Source organism: Streptococcus sp. XMC, from assembly GCF_021341835.1.
Lineage (GTDB): Bacteria > Bacillota > Bacilli > Lactobacillales > Streptococcaceae > Streptococcus.
This window is the reverse complement of record NZ_JAJTNQ010000001.1, coordinates 60,462-76,222: the sequence shown is the minus strand read 5'-3', so window position 1 is coordinate 76,222 and position 15,761 is coordinate 60,462. Positions and strand designations below refer to the sequence as shown.

At 41.7% G+C, this 15,761-nt stretch carries 17 protein-coding genes; 4 read left to right on the top strand and 13 right to left on the bottom strand.

Going from position 1 to position 15,761, the window contains the following annotated elements; translation table 11 throughout:
• Window positions 1–69 precede the first annotated feature (69 nt).
• Window positions 70–1,959 (bottom strand): sucrose-specific PTS transporter subunit IIBC, encoded by a 1,890-nt coding sequence (locus LXO72_RS00305; RefSeq protein ID WP_233331196.1) that lies wholly within the window; start codon window positions 1,957–1,959, stop codon window positions 70–72.
• Between the two features lie 380 nt (window positions 1,960–2,339).
• Between LXO72_RS00305 and LXO72_RS00300 the strand changes: the two genes are divergently transcribed.
• Window positions 2,340–3,794, top strand: a complete 1,455-nt coding sequence (locus LXO72_RS00300; RefSeq protein ID WP_233331195.1) for a sucrose-6-phosphate hydrolase — start codon at window positions 2,340–2,342, stop codon at window positions 3,792–3,794.
• Complete coding sequence (locus tag LXO72_RS00295; protein WP_048716431.1) at window positions 3,775–4,740, top strand: LacI family DNA-binding transcriptional regulator; 966 nt, start codon at window positions 3,775–3,777, stop codon at window positions 4,738–4,740. The genes LXO72_RS00300 and LXO72_RS00295 overlap by 20 nt, the downstream gene beginning before the upstream one ends.
• Before the next feature lie 248 nt (window positions 4,741–4,988).
• Here LXO72_RS00295 and nusB read toward each other — a convergent pair whose 3' ends face one another.
• From nusB to uvrA, 5 genes are all read right to left on the bottom strand, one after another.
• Window positions 4,989–5,417, bottom strand: a complete 429-nt coding sequence (gene nusB / locus LXO72_RS00290) for a transcription antitermination factor NusB (protein ID WP_223355542.1) — start codon at window positions 5,415–5,417, stop codon at window positions 4,989–4,991.
• Window positions 5,410–5,799 (bottom strand): Asp23/Gls24 family envelope stress response protein, encoded by a 390-nt coding sequence (locus tag LXO72_RS00285; protein WP_006595687.1) that lies wholly within the window; start codon window positions 5,797–5,799, stop codon window positions 5,410–5,412. The genes nusB and LXO72_RS00285 overlap by 8 nt, the downstream gene beginning before the upstream one ends.
• Window positions 5,800–5,835: 36 nt before the next feature.
• A complete protein-coding gene (efp, locus tag LXO72_RS00280; protein ID WP_233331194.1) occupies window positions 5,836–6,396 on the bottom strand; it encodes an elongation factor P in 561 nt (186 codons plus the stop codon).
• 85 nt (window positions 6,397–6,481) lie between these two features.
• Window positions 6,482–7,549 carry a M24 family metallopeptidase gene (locus LXO72_RS00275; RefSeq protein ID WP_233331193.1) on the bottom strand — a complete coding sequence of 356 codons (1,068 nt, stop codon included), beginning with the start codon at window positions 7,547–7,549 and terminating at the stop codon, window positions 6,482–6,484.
• Window positions 7,546–10,371, bottom strand: coding sequence for an excinuclease ABC subunit UvrA (gene uvrA, locus LXO72_RS00270; RefSeq protein ID WP_233331192.1), 2,826 nt, complete (start codon window positions 10,369–10,371; stop codon window positions 7,546–7,548). The genes LXO72_RS00275 and uvrA overlap by 4 nt, the downstream gene beginning before the upstream one ends.
• Window positions 10,372–10,492: 121 nt before the next feature.
• On the opposite strand from uvrA, the gene LXO72_RS00265 reads away from it, so the two are divergent.
• Both LXO72_RS00265 and LXO72_RS00260 read left to right on the top strand, forming a co-directional pair.
• A complete protein-coding gene (locus LXO72_RS00265) occupies window positions 10,493–11,437 on the top strand; it encodes a magnesium transporter CorA family protein (protein WP_006597173.1) in 945 nt (314 codons plus the stop codon).
• Between the two features lie 28 nt (window positions 11,438–11,465).
• Window positions 11,466–12,140 carry a DUF1129 family protein gene (locus tag LXO72_RS00260; protein ID WP_129270089.1) on the top strand — a complete coding sequence of 225 codons (675 nt, stop codon included), beginning with the start codon at window positions 11,466–11,468 and terminating at the stop codon, window positions 12,138–12,140.
• 34 nt (window positions 12,141–12,174) lie between these two features.
• On the opposite strand, the gene LXO72_RS00255 is transcribed toward LXO72_RS00260, so the two are convergent.
• The 7 genes from LXO72_RS00255 to LXO72_RS00225 all read right to left on the bottom strand — a co-directional run bounded on the left by LXO72_RS00255 (window position 12,175) and on the right by LXO72_RS00225 (window position 15,627).
• Window positions 12,175–12,696 (bottom strand): GNAT family N-acetyltransferase, encoded by a 522-nt coding sequence (locus LXO72_RS00255; RefSeq protein ID WP_233331191.1) that lies wholly within the window; start codon window positions 12,694–12,696, stop codon window positions 12,175–12,177.
• A gap of 109 nt (window positions 12,697–12,805) precedes the next feature.
• Entirely contained in the window at window positions 12,806–13,045 is a 240-nt protein-coding gene (gene rpsR, locus LXO72_RS00250) for a 30S ribosomal protein S18 (RefSeq protein WP_000068664.1), read from the bottom strand.
• A gap of 41 nt (window positions 13,046–13,086) precedes the next feature.
• Window positions 13,087–13,581, bottom strand: coding sequence for a single-stranded DNA-binding protein (locus tag LXO72_RS00245; RefSeq protein ID WP_195347701.1), 495 nt, complete (start codon window positions 13,579–13,581; stop codon window positions 13,087–13,089).
• Between the two features lie 26 nt (window positions 13,582–13,607).
• The gene (rpsF, locus tag LXO72_RS00240) at window positions 13,608–13,898 is read right to left on the bottom strand and encodes a 30S ribosomal protein S6 (protein WP_006595679.1); all 291 of its coding nucleotides are present in this window, start codon (window positions 13,896–13,898) and stop codon (window positions 13,608–13,610) included.
• Window positions 13,899–14,036: 138 nt separating this feature from the next.
• On the bottom strand, window positions 14,037–14,513 hold the full coding sequence (locus LXO72_RS00235; protein ID WP_154857419.1) for a hypothetical protein: 477 nt from the start codon (window positions 14,511–14,513) through the stop codon (window positions 14,037–14,039).
• A 2-nt stretch (window positions 14,514–14,515) separates the two neighbouring features.
• A complete protein-coding gene (locus tag LXO72_RS00230; RefSeq protein WP_233331190.1) occupies window positions 14,516–15,382 on the bottom strand; it encodes a hypothetical protein in 867 nt (288 codons plus the stop codon).
• 2 nt (window positions 15,383–15,384) lie between these two features.
• A complete protein-coding gene (locus LXO72_RS00225; RefSeq protein WP_233331189.1) occupies window positions 15,385–15,627 on the bottom strand; it encodes a hypothetical protein in 243 nt (80 codons plus the stop codon).
• Window positions 15,628–15,761 lie beyond the last annotated feature (134 nt).

Here is a 15,761-nt window from a genome sequence, read left to right as displayed (position 1 = left end):
CCTCATCTCCAAACAAAATTCAAGGACTGGAGGATACCCTAACCAGTCCTTGAGCAATCATATTTTAGATTATGCTTTTACTTCAATAATCGCATCGCCTTTAGCAACTGCACCAGTAGCTACTGGAGTTACCGAAGCATAGTCAGCTGTGTTTGTGACGATGACCATTGTTGTATCATCAAGACCAGCTGCTGCAATTTTAGCAGAATCAAATGTTCCAAGAACATCACCAGCTTTAACCTTGTCACCTTGAGCAACTTTTTGCTCAAAACCGTCACCATTCATTGAAACAGTGTCAATCCCAACGTGGATCAAGATTTCAGCACCATTCGCTGTCTTCAAACCGAAGGCATGTCCAGTTGCAAAAGCAATCGTTACTTCAGCATCTGCAGGAGCGTAAACGACACCTTCAGATGGCTTCACTGCAATCCCTTGACCCATAGCACCGCTTGAGAAGACAGGGTCATTCACATTTTCTAAAGCAACAGCTTGCCCAACGATTGGAGAGATGATGGTTTCGTCTTGAAGAGATGATGGAACAGTTCCAGTTGTTTCTTCTTCAACGAAACGATCTGTTGTAGCATTTTCAGTTACAGTTTCAGGTTCTTCATCCTCAAAACCAAACATGTAAGTAAGAGCAAAACCAAGAGCAAATGATACTGCTACCATAAGGAAGTATTGTGGGAGTTGACCATTTACATAAAGCACTGTACCTGGAATGATTGTGATTCCACTACCAGTACCAGCAAGGCCAAGAAGTGAAGCCAATCCACCACCGATAGCACCAGCAATCAATGAAAGGAAGAATGGTTTACGGAAACGCAAGTTAACCCCGAAGATCGCAGGCTCAGTAATACCTAGGAAGGCAGAAAGAGCAGCTGGGAAAGCAAGAGTTTTCAATTTAGGATTTTTAGTTTTCACACCAACCGCTACAGTAGCAGCTCCTTGAGCAGTCATAGCAGCTGTGATGATAGCATTAAATGGGTTGGCATGGTCAGCAGCAAGCAATTGAATTTCAAGCAAGTTGAAAATGTGGTGAACACCTGATACGACAATAATTTGGTGTACCCCACCAATCAACAACCCACCAAGACCAAATGGTAAGCTAAGAACAGCTTTTGTTCCAAGAAGAATGTAGTTTTCAACAACGTGGAATACTGGTCCAATAAGGAATAGACCAAGAATTGACATTACGAAAAGAGTAACAAATGGTGTCACTAAGAGATCAAGGACATCTGGAACTACTTTACGAACAGCTTTTTCAAACTTAGCTCCAACAACCCCGATAATAAAGGCTGGAAGAACAGATCCTTGCAACCCTACGACAGGAATAAAGCCGAAGAATTTCATAGCAGTCACCTCACCACCAGAAGCAACAGCCCAGGCATTTGGAAGTGAACCAGAAACAAGCATCATACCAAGAACAATACCAACCGCTGGGTTCCCACCAAAGACACGGAAGGTTGACCAAACGACAAGACCTGGCAAGATGATAAAGGCCGTATCTGTCAAGATTTGAGTATAAGTCGTAACATCTTCTGGAAGAGTCACACCAAGGGCATTCAAGAGTCCACGGACACCCATGAAGAGACCTGTCGCAACAATAACTGGGATGATTGGTACAAAGACATCACCAAAAGTACGGATAGCCCGTTGGAACCAATTTCCTTGTTTAGCGGCTTCTGCTTTCATCTCAGCCTTAGTTGAAGTTGGCAATCCAAGAGCGACAACTTCATCATAGATCTTATTTACAGTTCCAGTACCAAAAATAATTTGGTATTGACCTGAGTTAAAGAAAACTCCTTGAACTTTTTCAATATTTTCGACAGCATTTTTGTCGACTTTCGCTTCATCTTTCACCATCACACGAAGACGAGTCGCACAGTGAGCAACACTGTTGACGTTCTCAACTCCACCGATTGCATCGATGACTTTTTTTGCAATTTCTGTATTTGACATTTGCAAAAATCTCCTTATTTTTTATTGTTTTGAAAACGGTTCACCCGTCTCTACGCATTTAATTGTACCACGTATTAAGAATATGTCAACCGTTTTGCAGAAAGTTTTTGATAACATTTTGCTATTTTTGATTGTTTGAAACAATTGTTTTTCATTTTCATTCACATAAATACCTAATCTACCTATCCTATTGGATGTTTTATATTAATTTGTTTTCAAAAACTTTCATATTTTCATTTATTTTCAAAAACTCAATCTAGTTTCTCCTACTAAATCTTATGATAAACGTTTGACATTTTTTCTCAATTCTTTGGCCAAAGTCTTGCTTTTTTTTATAGAAATCGGTACTATGGAAGTAAGAAAAATTTTGGAGGAGTCAAATGGAATGGACAACAGCACTTCGGTACAAACGATATGAAGACTGGACCGAAGAAGAAAAGAAACAAATAAAAGAAAACATGGCTAATTCTCCTTGGCATACTCATTACCATGTCGAACCCAAAACTGGTCTTTTAAATGACCCGAATGGTTTCTCCTATTTTAATGGTAAATGGATTCTTTTTTACCAGAATTTTCCCTTTGGAGCCGCTCACGGATTGAAGTCTTGGGTACAACTGGAAAGTGATGATTTAGTTCATTTTAAAGAAACTGGTCTTAAAGTTTTACCAGACACACCTTTGGATAGCCACGGAGCCTATTCTGGTTCGGCTATGCAATTTGATGACAAACTTTTCTTATTCTATACAGGAAATGTACGAGACGAGAACTGGATCCGTCATCCCTACCAAATCGGAGCTCTCTTAGACCAGGATGGAAACCTCGAAAAAATCGACCAAATCCTCATTGATCAACCAGAGGATGCTACCGATCATTTCCGCGACCCACAGATTTTTAAATTCAAAGATCAATACTATGCCATCGTCGGGGGTCAAGACCTTGAGAAAAAAGGATTCGTTCGCCTTTACAAAGCGGTGAATAACGATTATACCAACTGGGTTGAAGTAGGCGATCTTGATTTCAACAATGATCGTACAGCTTATATGATAGAATGTCCTAACTTGGTCTTCGTCGGCGAGCAACCTGTCCTTCTGTATTGCCCTCAAGGTTTGGACAAAGCAGTCCTCGACTACGACAATATCTACCCAAATATGTATAAGATTGGGGCTTCTTTTGATCCTGAACAAGCTCGTCTCGTTGACGTATCTGAATTGCACAACTTGGACTACGGCTTCGAAGCCTATGCAACTCAAGGCTTCAACACTCCTGATGGAAGAGCCTTAACGGTTAGCTGGTTAGGTTTACCAGATGTCGCATACCCATCCGATCGCTATTACCACCAAGGAGCCTTCTCTTTGGTCAAAGAGCTAACTATTCAGGATGGTAAACTTTATCAATATCCGGTCGAAGCTGTAAAAGAGCTCCGCTCCACCTCTTCCGAATTTACAAACAAGGAAACAACCAATAATTGCTACGAGTTAGAATTAGCCTTTGAAGCCAATAGCAAAAGTGAGATTGTTCTCCTAGCCGATAAAGAAGGCAAAGGACTTTCTATTACTTTTGATATTGCAAATGGTCAAGTCATTGTCGACCGTAGCCAAGCTGGCGAACAGTATGCCCAAGAGTTTGGAACTACTCGTACTTGCCCGATCGAAAATCAAGCGACAACTGCTACAATTTTCATAGATAACTCGATTTTTGAAATTTTTATCAACAAAGGAGAAAAAGTATTCTCTGGTCGCGTCTTCCCGCATGCTGATCAAACTGGTATCTTGATCAAATCCGGAACACCTACTGGAACATACTACGAACTAGACTATGGTCGCAAAGCTCACTGATGTCGCCAAACTAGCTGGTGTCAGCCCCACGACAGTTTCACGAGTCATTAACAAAAAGGGCTATTTATCTGAAAAAACTGTCTCAAAGGTTAAAGAGGCTATGAGGGAATTGGGCTACAAGCCCAATACGATCGCTCGGAGTCTACAAGGAAAATCAGCCAAGTTAATCGGCTTAATCTTCCCAAAAATCAGCCATGTCTTCTATGCAGAATTAATCGATAAACTGGAAGAAGAACTGTTTAAACATGGATACAAAACCATTATTTGTAATAGCGAGCATGATTCGGAAAAAGAACGTGAATACATCGAAATGCTAGAAGCCAATCAAGTAGATGGGATTATTTCTGGTAGTCATAATCTGGGAATTGAAGACTATAACCGGGTCACAGCTCCTATCATCGCCTTTGACCGGAACCTATCACCTGAGATCCCAGTCGTCTCGTCGGATAACTACGCTGGGGGCGTTCTCGCTGCGGAAACCCTTGCCAAGACAGGGGCAAAAAAGATTATCATGCTCACAGGGAATGATAACTCCAATTCCCCTACTGGCCTCCGGCATGCTGGCTTTGCTTCAGTTCTGCCAGAGGCACAAATCATCAATGTTTCCAGTGATTATTCACCCATTCGCAAAGAAATGGAAATCAAGTCCATCTTGACCCAGCAAAAACCGGATGCCATCTTTGCGTCTGACGATCTAACGGCTATTTTGGTGATGAAAATCGCTGACGAACTCGGCATTGCCATTCCAGAAGACCTGAAGATCATTGGCTACGACGGGACCTACTTTATCGAAAATTATTTCCCCCGTCTCACCACTATCAAGCAACCCTTACAGGAAATTGCTCGCCTGACGGTCGACCTTCTTCTTCAAAAAATCGAAGGAAAAGACGTAAAAACAACAGGCTATTTTCTCCCAGTGAGTGTTTTACCTGGCAAAAGTGTTTAAAAGAGAGTGGGACAGAAATCGGTAATTCGTTAGAATTCGATTTCGTCGTCCCACCTCCGCACAGTTGAGTAGGGCTGTAAAAGCTGATAAAATCAGCGTAGTAGAGCCCACTCAACCACTGCGTCTTGTTAGACAATCCAAAGTCAATTGAGAGGCCGGACTTTTGTACCAGTCTTTTTCCTTATCATGATCAAGCGAAGCTCTATACTCAAAAAGAAACCACCCGTGAAGGTGGTTTCTTTTCTATCTTATTCTGCTTCCGTTACGAATTGACTTAAAACACCATTCACAAACCGAGCAGATTTTTCATCTGAAAATGTTTTAGCTAATTCAATTGCTTCATTCACTGCAACCAACTGAGGGGTATCAAAAGAAGTGATTTCAAACACACCCAAACGAAGAATGTTTTTCTCCACTAGAGTCAAGCGTTCGACGGTCCATCCAGTTTTCAAGTGTTGGGCAATCTGTTGATCCAATTCATCCTTTGATTGACGAACACCAGATACCAAATTGAGTAGAAAAGCTGGAATTTCCACTTCCTGGTTAGTCTCCTCTTTGTCATGAGTAAAAGCAAATTGACAGGCTTCTACAACATCCCCTTCATACTCTAAACTCATTAGAGCTTGAAAGGCACGCTCCCGTAGATCACGACGTGATTCAAATAAAATATCAGTCATTGAGGAAATCCTCATTAAACAAATCTTTCAAATCAGGTTTCGCTGCTTTTTCAGTCACGATTCCAACCACATGGATATTGACATCATCCAAGGTGACATCTGCCATATTATAGACAGCCGTTTTTACTGCTTTTTGGATCGCAACCGCTACTTTAGGGACTGCTACACCATACTCTAGATAAAGGTAAATATCAACAGAGATTTGACCATCTTCTTGTGTACGAAGGTAAACCCCACGTCCAAGAGCACGTTTTGAAAGGCTATCCGATACACTCTTGTTTTCAAGAGAATGAACACCATCTACTTTTGCAGTCGCAATCGCAATAATTTTTTCTAGCACACGAGGTGCAATGACGATTTCGCCGTATTGTTCAGTTGCCATAGAAGTTCCTTTCTATCAGACCTATTTTAGAGCTGATTAGGCACGAGAAACGTAAGTTCCTTCAGCTGTATTGATAATCAATTTTTGTCCTGCTTCGATGAAGTCTGGAACGTTTACCACAAGACCTGTTTCCATTGTAGCTGGTTTACCAGAACCTGTCACTGTAGCACCTTTAATAGATGGTTGAGTTTCAGCAACTGTCAATTCAACAGTTGTAGGAACAGTCACCCCAATCACTTCACTTCCGTAGAATTGGATTTTCACTTCTGAGTTTTCAAGGATGTAAAGCAATTCGTTCTCAACATTGGCAACAGGAATTTCATATTGGTCGTATGTTTCAGTATTCATGAAGTAAGCTGTATCATCCATTTTATACAAGTATTGAGCTGGTACAGTTTCAATAATAGCTTGCTCAAATTTTTCTTCTGGACGGTAGCTTGTATCAAAAGTTGAACCAGTACGAACATCACGCAATTTCATACGCATGATGGTGTTTCCTTTACCTGGTTTGTGGTGGCTCGCTTCCAAAACGCGGATCAATTTTCCATCAGCTGTTTCAAAGGTCATACCAGCTTTCAACTTACTTGCTTCAATCATGTTTTCATACCTCTTTTTAAAAATATATTACTCTTTATTCTATCACAAATGCTCAGATTTCTCAAATCTGTCTCTGCAAATTTCCTTAGATCACAATCAATTCTTTCGGTGCCAAGGTCAAGACTTCACAGCCAGTTTCCGTAATCAAAAGATCATCTTCAATCCGAACACCAGACAGGCCTTCAATGTAGATTCCTGGCTCATCTGTCAAGACCATGCCGGCCTTGATAACTTCTTTGGAAGTTTGACTGAAATAAGGCTCTTCATGGATGTCCAAGCCAATACCATGTCCAATTCCATGAGTAAAGTACTGGCCGTATCCTGCAGCCTCAATAATATCCCGAGGAATTTTATCAAAATCACGGAAACCGAGTCCATCCTTGGCTTGAGCAATGAGAGCTTGGTTGGCTTTCAAGACCGTTTCGTAGATTTCTCTTTCCTTGTCGCTGACATGACCTGCATAAATGGTCCGGGTCATATCACTGACGTAATGGTTATAGAGACAGCCAAAGTCCAAAGTCAAGGCATCCCCAGGAGAGATGATGCTATCACTTGGAGTCGCATGGGGCATAGCAGAGCGCTCTCCCGCAGCGGAGATGATATCAAAGGATACACCTGAAGCCCCCAATTCCCGCATTCTGAAATCGAGGAAGGTCGCCGCTTCTAACTCTGTTGTTTGCCCAACCTTGATAAACTCCAGCACATCTAGGAAGGCTTGATCTGAAATACTGCAAGCCTTGCGGATGGTTGCTACTTCTGTCTCATCTTTAATCAAACGAAACTCCATTACAAAATCAGACAAGGCTCTTAGAGAGACTCCTGAGAAAGCAGTCGCTAGACGGGTATGGTAGGCAACTGTGATCTCATCCTCAAAGCCAAGTTCTTGAATCGCTGCGTCTTTGACAATTTTTGCTGCCTCATCCAATTCATTGCGGGTTTCAACAATCTCAACAAAGGGGAAACAAGTCGCATGGGCATGAATGGTATAGCGCGAATCAGTGAAGAGGACCACGCGCTCTTCTGTCACCAAGACAGTCCCATTTGATCCCCAAAAATTGGTCAAATAGTAGACATTTTTCAAGTTGTTAATGAGGACAGCTTTTAGATCCTGTGCCTTCATTTTAGTTCGTAGATTTGTAATTCGTTGATTCATTGTAATTTCCCTTTCAAATACTGTCCTGTAAAGCTAGCTGGGTTGCTGGCTACTTCTTCTGGTGTTCCTGTCGCAATAATGGTACCACCACCGACACCACCTTCTGGTCCCAAATCAATGATATGGTCCGCTGTCTTAATGACATCCAAGTTGTGCTCAATGACCAAAACGGTATTGCCATCATCCACAAAGCGTTCCAAGACCTTGAGCAAACGAGAGATATCTTCTGTATGAAGTCCAGTTGTTGGCTCATCCAAGATATAGAAGGACTTACCAGTTGAGCGCTTATGAAGCTCTGAAGCCAACTTCATCCGCTGGGCTTCTCCACCAGAAAGCGTCGTTGCCGGTTGTCCCAGGGTCACATAGCCCAAGCCGACATCCTTGATGGTTTGTAATTTGCGATTAATCTTTGGAATATGTTTAAAGAAATCCACCGCGTCATTGACAGTCATGTCCAAAATCTGGGAGATATTTTTTTCTTTATAGTGAACTTCTAGGGTTTCACTATTATAGCGTCGTCCATGGCAGACTTCACACGGTACATAGACATCCGGTAGGAAATGCATCTCAATCTTGATGATCCCATCTCCCGAACAAGCCTCACACCGACCCCCTTTGACGTTGAAACTAAAGCGGCCTTTTTTGTAGCCTCTAATCTTGGCTTCATTGGTTTGGGCAAAGAGGTCACGAATGTCGTCAAATACACCTGTATAGGTAGCCGGATTGGAGCGTGGAGTGCGGCCAATCGGGCTTTGATCAATATCGATCAGTCGATCAATGTGCTCTACTCCTGAAATAGTCTTGTATTTCCCTGGTTTCTCTGAATTGCGATTCAATTTTTGAGCCAGCGTTTTTTTCAAAATACTGTTGACCAAGGTGGACTTGCCTGAGCCAGAAACACCAGTGACAGCAATGAACTTGCCCAGCGGGAAGCGTGCGGTCACCTCTTTTAAGTTATTTTCAGCAGCCCCTGTCAGTTCGATAAAGCGACCGTTGCCTACCCGCCGTTCCGTTGGTACGGGGATAGCCCGTTTTCCAGAGAGGTACTGACCAGTGATGGATTTGCTATTGCGAGCTACCTGCTTAGGTGTTCCAGCCGCAACAATTTCGCCTCCAAAGACACCGGCTCCTGGACCGACGTCGATCAGGTAATCAGCCTCTCTCATGGTATCCTCATCGTGTTCAACGACGATCAAGGTATTGCCCAAATCACGCATCTTCTTGAGACTGGCAATCAAGCGGTCATTGTCCCGCTGATGAAGACCAATCGAAGGCTCATCCAGGATATAGAGGACACCTGAGAGGTTGGAGCCGATCTGGGTCGCCAAGCGAATGCGCTGGCTTTCTCCACCTGACAAGGTTCCAGCTGATCGAGACAAGGTCAAATAACTCAAACCAACATTGTTTAGGAAGCTCAAGCGATCCTTGACTTCTTTGAGAATCGGTCGCGCAATGGTCTCCTCATTCTTGCTTAATTTGAGATCAGCTACCACCTTAAGATGGTCCTCAATGGACAAGTCAGAAATTTGCCCGATATGTAGCCCCTTCTCTCCTCCCACTCGAACAGACAAGGCCTGGTCATTCAAGCGATACCCATGACAGGTGGCACAAGTCAATTCATTCATGTAGGACAACATCTGATTGCGGGTAAAGTCACTAGAAGTTTCGTGGTAGCGGCGATTAATATTGGTAACGACCCCTTCAAAAGGAATGTCAATGTCGCGAACCCCACCAAATTCATTCTCATAATGAAAATGGAATTCCTTGCCCTCAGAACCATAGAAAACCAAGTGTCGCTCTTCTGGAGACAAGTCTTCAAATGGCTTGTCCATATCAATCCCAAACTGGATCATGGCCTGCTCCAACATCTGAGGATAGTAGTTAGAAGAAATCGGATTCCATGGTGCCAGAGCTCCTTCACGGAGAGTCTTGCTAGCATCTGGAACAACCAAATCCAAGTCAACCTCTAGCTTGATTCCTAGTCCATCACAATCTGGACAAGAGCCAAAGGGGGCATTAAATGAAAAGAGACGAGGTTCCAACTCAGGGACGGTAAAGCCACAAACCGGGCAAGCGTAGTGCTCTGAAAAGAGCAGTTCATTTTCATCCATGGTATCGATGACCACATAGCCATCTGCGATCCGAAGCGCCGCTTCGACCGAATCAAAGAGACGGGACCGAATGCCATCTTTGATGACAATCCGGTCTACGACAACCTCAATTGTGTGCTGTTGGCTTTTGGATAATTCTGGGACCTCTGTCACATCAAAGATTTCGCCATCCACACGCACCCGGACATAGCCGTCTTTTTGCACCTTTTCGATGATATTCTTATGCTGGCCTTTTTTCTTACGAACAATAGGCGCTAAGATTTGCAGGCGTTGGCGCTCCGGCAATTCCAAAACTTGGTCAACGATCTGCTCGACCGAAGAAGCCGTAATCGCTCCATGGCCATTGATACAGTAAGGAGTCCCCACACGAGCATATAGAAGGCGTAAGTAATCGTTGATTTCTGTTGTCGTTCCAACCGTTGACCGCGGATTTTTGCTGGTTGTTTTTTGGTCAATGGAAATGGCTGGACTTAGGCCATCAATCGAGTCCACATCGGGTTTTTCCATATTTCCTAAAAACTGACGAGCATAGGCTGACAGGCTCTCTACATAACGTCTTTGTCCTTCTGCATAGAGAGTGTCAAAGGCTAAGCTCGATTTCCCAGAACCTGATAGACCAGTGACCACAACCAGCTTATCTCGAGGGATTTCAACATCAATATTTTTTAAATTATGAGCACGCGCTCCATGAATGACAATTTTATCGAGCATTTCTTCCACTTTTCATCAATTTATTTATCCTTCATTATATCAAATTTTTCAGCATTCTTTTATCCAAAAGCGTGCTTTTTCTGTTATAATGTTAAGGTGTAAAAAAACAAGGGGAGGCACCATGAAACAGGTCTTTTTATCGACAACGACTGAATTTAAAGAAATAGAGACACTGGAACCCGGTAGCTGGATCAACCTTGTCAATCCTTCCCAAAGTGAATCGATGGAAATCGCCTCTGCTTTTAACATCGATATTGCCGACTTACGGGCACCGCTCGATGCGGAAGAAATGTCCCGTATGACCATCGAAGATGAATATACCTTGATCATCGTAGACGTTCCCATCAAGGAAGAGCGGAACAATCAGACCTACTATGTCACCATCCCTTTGGGAATTATCCTAACAGAAGAGGCTATCATCACCACTTGCTTGGAAGAGTTGCCTCTCCTAGACACCTTTATCAATCGTCGCTTGCGGAATTTCTATACCTTCATGCGATCCCGCTTCATCTTCCAGATCCTTTATCGCAATGCGGAGCTCTACTTGACCGCACTTCGTACCCTGGATCGTAAGAGTGAACAGATTGAAAGTCAACTGCACAAATCAACGCGTAATGAAGAGCTGATTGAGCTGATGGAATTAGAAAAAACCATCGTCTACTTTAAGGCCTCTCTGAAAACCAATGAGCGCGTAATCAAGAAATTGACCAGTGCCACCAGCAACATCAAGAAATACCTGGAAGACGAGGATCTGTTGGAAGATACCTTGATCGAGACTCAACAGGCCATTGAGATGGCAGATATTTATGGAAACATTCTCCACTCTATGACCGATACCTTCGCATCGATCATCTCCAACAACCAGAACAATATCATGAAAACCTTGGCCATGGTGACCATCGTCATGTCCATCCCAACCATGATCTTCTCAGCCTATGGCATGAACTTTAAAAACAATGATCTCCCCCTCAATGGAGAACCTAATGCTTTCTGGCTCATTATCTTCATCGCCTTCGCTATGACCGGATCGCTCGTTGTCTACCTCATCCATAAAAAATGGTTCTAACACCTACTAATAACACTAAGGAGTATTTATGTCTCAATTTGATTTGACCCAATTAAGTAAAAAAAATCAAGAATTCGTTCGCATCGCTAAACACCAATTGATTGAAAACGGCAAAACAGAAGAAGAGGCTACTAGCCTGATTGAAGAAATTCTTCCAGCTATCTTTGAAAACCAACCAAAAGGAGTAACGGCGCGAACTCTCTTTGGAGCGCCAACTGTTTGGGCCAATGCTTTTAGTGATCAGGAACGCTACGAAAAAGAGCATCCAAAAGAGAATGATGCTCCTCATCTCATGATTACAGATTCTTTCCTTCTCGTCTTTGGTCTCTTTGCTGCCATTTCAGCCTTCATGAACCTTTTTGCACCTCAGGGAACCACTTATGGACTCCTCACTTTGACTCTTGGTAGCTTGGCTGGTGGGGTTGTGCTCTATTTGATGTATTACTACTTCTACCAATACTACGAAGTTTCTAAACGTGGAATGAAACGGCCTGCTTTAACCAAGTCACTTCCTATCCTAATGTTGGCGATGATCCTTTGGGTTGTGATTCTCATGGTCACTGCTTTGCTCCCACAATTCCTCAACCCGCGTGTACCAAACTGGTTCATGCTCTTACTCGGTGGTGGGGCTCTTCTCCTCCGCTACTACTTGAAGAAAAAATACAATATCAAGAGCGCCAACACAGCACCTCAACGACGCTAAAAAGAAACGGATGAAGTTCTCATCCGTTTTTGTTTTACTGTATTTTCCTGTTCAACCTTTTTGAAAAATAGAGGACTAAGTCATCATTGTTTTCACAAGAACTGTAAGGATCCAAGGGCTGATCCCTAAACCAAACTCCAGATCTATCTGGGATATAGCCCCGTTTGACATACAGTCTTTGAGCTGGGCCATAACCCGAGTGTAAACCAACCCCTAAAGTAACAATCTCTGATAGTAGCCGGACTCTTTTTTCTGCCTCCTCTAAGAGTTGATTCCCAATCCCTCGATTTCTAAATGGTTCAAAAACATTAAAATCAGATAGTTCAGGATAGACTCCCACGAAAGGGCCGTGCTTAGCAGCAGGCAATATAGTGATATAACCTGCCACAAATCCATCCGACTCAGCTACTAATACGTCCCTCTCTCTATTCTCCTGCTCTTGAAAATAGCTAGTCAAGATATCCTCTCTACCTGGCCACCCTTGGTGGATAAAGGCTTGAGAGATGTGCTCAATATCTGCCTTTATCATCCTCCTGATGATTACACCTTCCTTCATGTTGCGCTCCTTGATACCTTTCTCCCCCTCATTATAGCATAATTAGAGCTTGGGAAAGGGCAAAGAGGGCCACCCGGACCTGAAAAAAAGACCCGTAAGGGTCTTTTCTTTAATCTTCGTTTACGAAAGGCATCAAAGCCATTACGCGAGCGCGTTTGATAGCTGTTGTTACTTTACGTTGGTTCTTCGCTGAAGTTCCAGTTACACGACGAGGAAGGATTTTCCCACGTTCTGAAACGAAACGGCTAAGAAGCTCAGTATCTTTGTAATCAACATATTCAATTTTGTTTGCTGCGATGTAATCAACTTTTTTACGGCGTTTGAATCCGCCACGACGTTGTTGAGCCATGTTTATTTCTCCTTTATAGTTTTAATTCGTTAAACCCATTCTTAGAATGGTAGATCGTCATCCGAGATGTCCATTGGATTAGCTCCGAATGGATTGTCATCACGTCCAAAGTTTGGTGTTGCGTTTGATGGTTCAGATCCTCCAAAGCTTGGAGCTGCATTTCCTACAAATCCTCCAGCTGAAGCATAACCACCACCTGCTTGTCCTTCACGATTCGCGCGGCTTTCCAACAATTGGAAGCTGTCCGCTACGACTTCAGTGACATAAACACGTTGACCTTGCTGATTCTCATAATTACGAGTCTGGATACGACCTGTAATCCCAACTAAGGCACCCTTTTTAGCCCAATTTGCTAAATTTTCAGCTTGTTGACGCCAAATCACACAGTTGATAAAGTCTGCATCTCGTTCACCATTTTGGTTTTTAAAATTACGGTTAACCGCGAGTGAGAATGTCGCAACAGCCTGATTTTGAGGGGTATAACGAAGTTCAGCATCTCGAGTCATACGACCTACAAGTACAACATTGTTAATCATTAGTCACCTTCTTTATTCGTTAGGGCTTACGCGTCAACTTTTACGATCATGTGACGAAGAATGTCACCGTTGATTTTTGAAAGACGGTCGAACTCGTTAAGAGCTGCATCGTCGTTCGCTTCAACGTTTACGATGTGGTAAAGTCCTTCACGGAAATCTTGGATTTCGTATGCAAGACGACGTTTTTCCCAATCTTTTGATTCAACAACAGTTGCACCGTTGTCAGTCAAGATAGAGTCAAAGCGTGCTACCAAAGCGTTTTTAGCTTCTTCTTCAATGTTTGGACGAATAATATAAAGAATTTCGTATTTAGCCATTGATATGTTCCTCCTTTTGGTCTAATGACCCCAAGTCTTTGCAAGGGGTAAGTGAGGTTTGCTCACAAGAAACTATTATACCAGACTTCGAGATAGAAGGCAAGTATTATCTATATGATTTAAAAAATAACAAGAAGATCAAATATTGGTTTTCTGTTTTAAGATACAACGTCGAAGATTTCGATAATAATATACGATGAACAAGGCCGTCATGGCTTCCATCAAATAAAATGATACTCCTGCATCCACACCATAGTTTAGTATTAATAGTGTTTCTTTTAAGTAAAATACAATTACCAGATTAACGATTGATAAGACAAAAGGAAATAGATTGGACGCAAAGGTTCTTTCTATTGTTAGAAAATATCTTCTGCTTAGTATCACAAAAAACAAGGTTCCTAAAATAAGATCAGAAAAGACGCGAAGCATTAACTGATGGTTTATTAATTCATTCATTTTCGAGACATCGTTTATGAGAATTCCATTCGGAAAAGATCCATATCGATCATCTAAGGTCATAAACGGAACCCAGTAAAGCAAAATTAAATAAATAATAAGTAAAAACCATTCCCAGCTTTTCCAGATGGCAAACTTATTTTGATTTTTTTCTTGCACAATTAATAACGCTCCTCTATTATTTCTCCATTTTTCAATATAAGACCATTAAAATTACCATTTATTCGGTATAAACCATCTGGTAAGGGGGTCTTTTCATTGAGCATAATTAGCTCTTCTTTCATTTTCTCAATATCCAAAGAAGGATTCTCTTTTTCTGGAAATGAAATATCCACGTATAGAAGGTTCTCTTTTATTGCCTCCTCTACCTTAAGGGCTCCTGCTCCTCCAAAAGCGGTTTGCCCTTTTTGGATATTATTTTTCATTTCTGTTCCTAACCATACAAAAACCTTTGTAGGATATAATCGCGAATCAAAAATAAGTTTTAACTTTACTTTCGCCTGCTTAAATGTAGGATCCTTCTCGAAAGCTATTTGGTATTTTTTCTCAATAGGTTTGAAATCTTTTTGACTTTCTAATGCTTGATACACAATCGGTCCATAATTCTTTTCTATATTCTCCTCCGTAAAAATAGAAAAATCAGCAAATATCGATACAGTATCTTTTCTTCCCAAATACCATTCATCACCAGGTACAAAAGGAAAAAGTAGTTCGCTAGGTTGATGTTCCCTTACAATTGGGATTTGATATTGTCTTCCATTAACTGTTTCTGAGTAAATATAGTTAACTTTCACTCTATAGAAATTCCAATTAGCTGAAAAGGGATTGATTCCAGTCACTTTTAGCTTACCTTTAAAGTCCCTTGCTTGGAGATAGGCATTTGCTCGACTTTCAATATTTTTTATCCCTACATAACAAAAAATACCAAATACGAGTATAAATACAGCAAGTTTTTGAAACACTTGGTATCTTTTACAACACAAAAGAGCCTTTTTTAGATGATCTTTTTGATGATTTAATCTTTCCACTATTAAAACTCCTCTTTGCTAAGATTATCAAAAACCTTCATAGCTAAAGCAGATGCTCCCTGTAAATAACGACCATCACTCATTTCAATATGTTTATGGACGGACTCCTCATTAGTCCTTCTATTTTCCTGTTCTTTAATTATGCGATAAACAAACATGCAGACAAAAAGGGTTAACACGACTGTAATCGCTACAATGGCATGAATATGCCACATTTCCCATTTCCATTGTTTTTTCAATCTCACTCTTTTTCTCCTAAAAACTATTTATTAACATTATACAATAATTAATTTTCCCAAAAAAGTCCTTTTAAACTTTGAATTATCACTAGATTTAGTATGTTCTCTCTCCCTTTCCTTAAAGAAAACTGATATCAGTT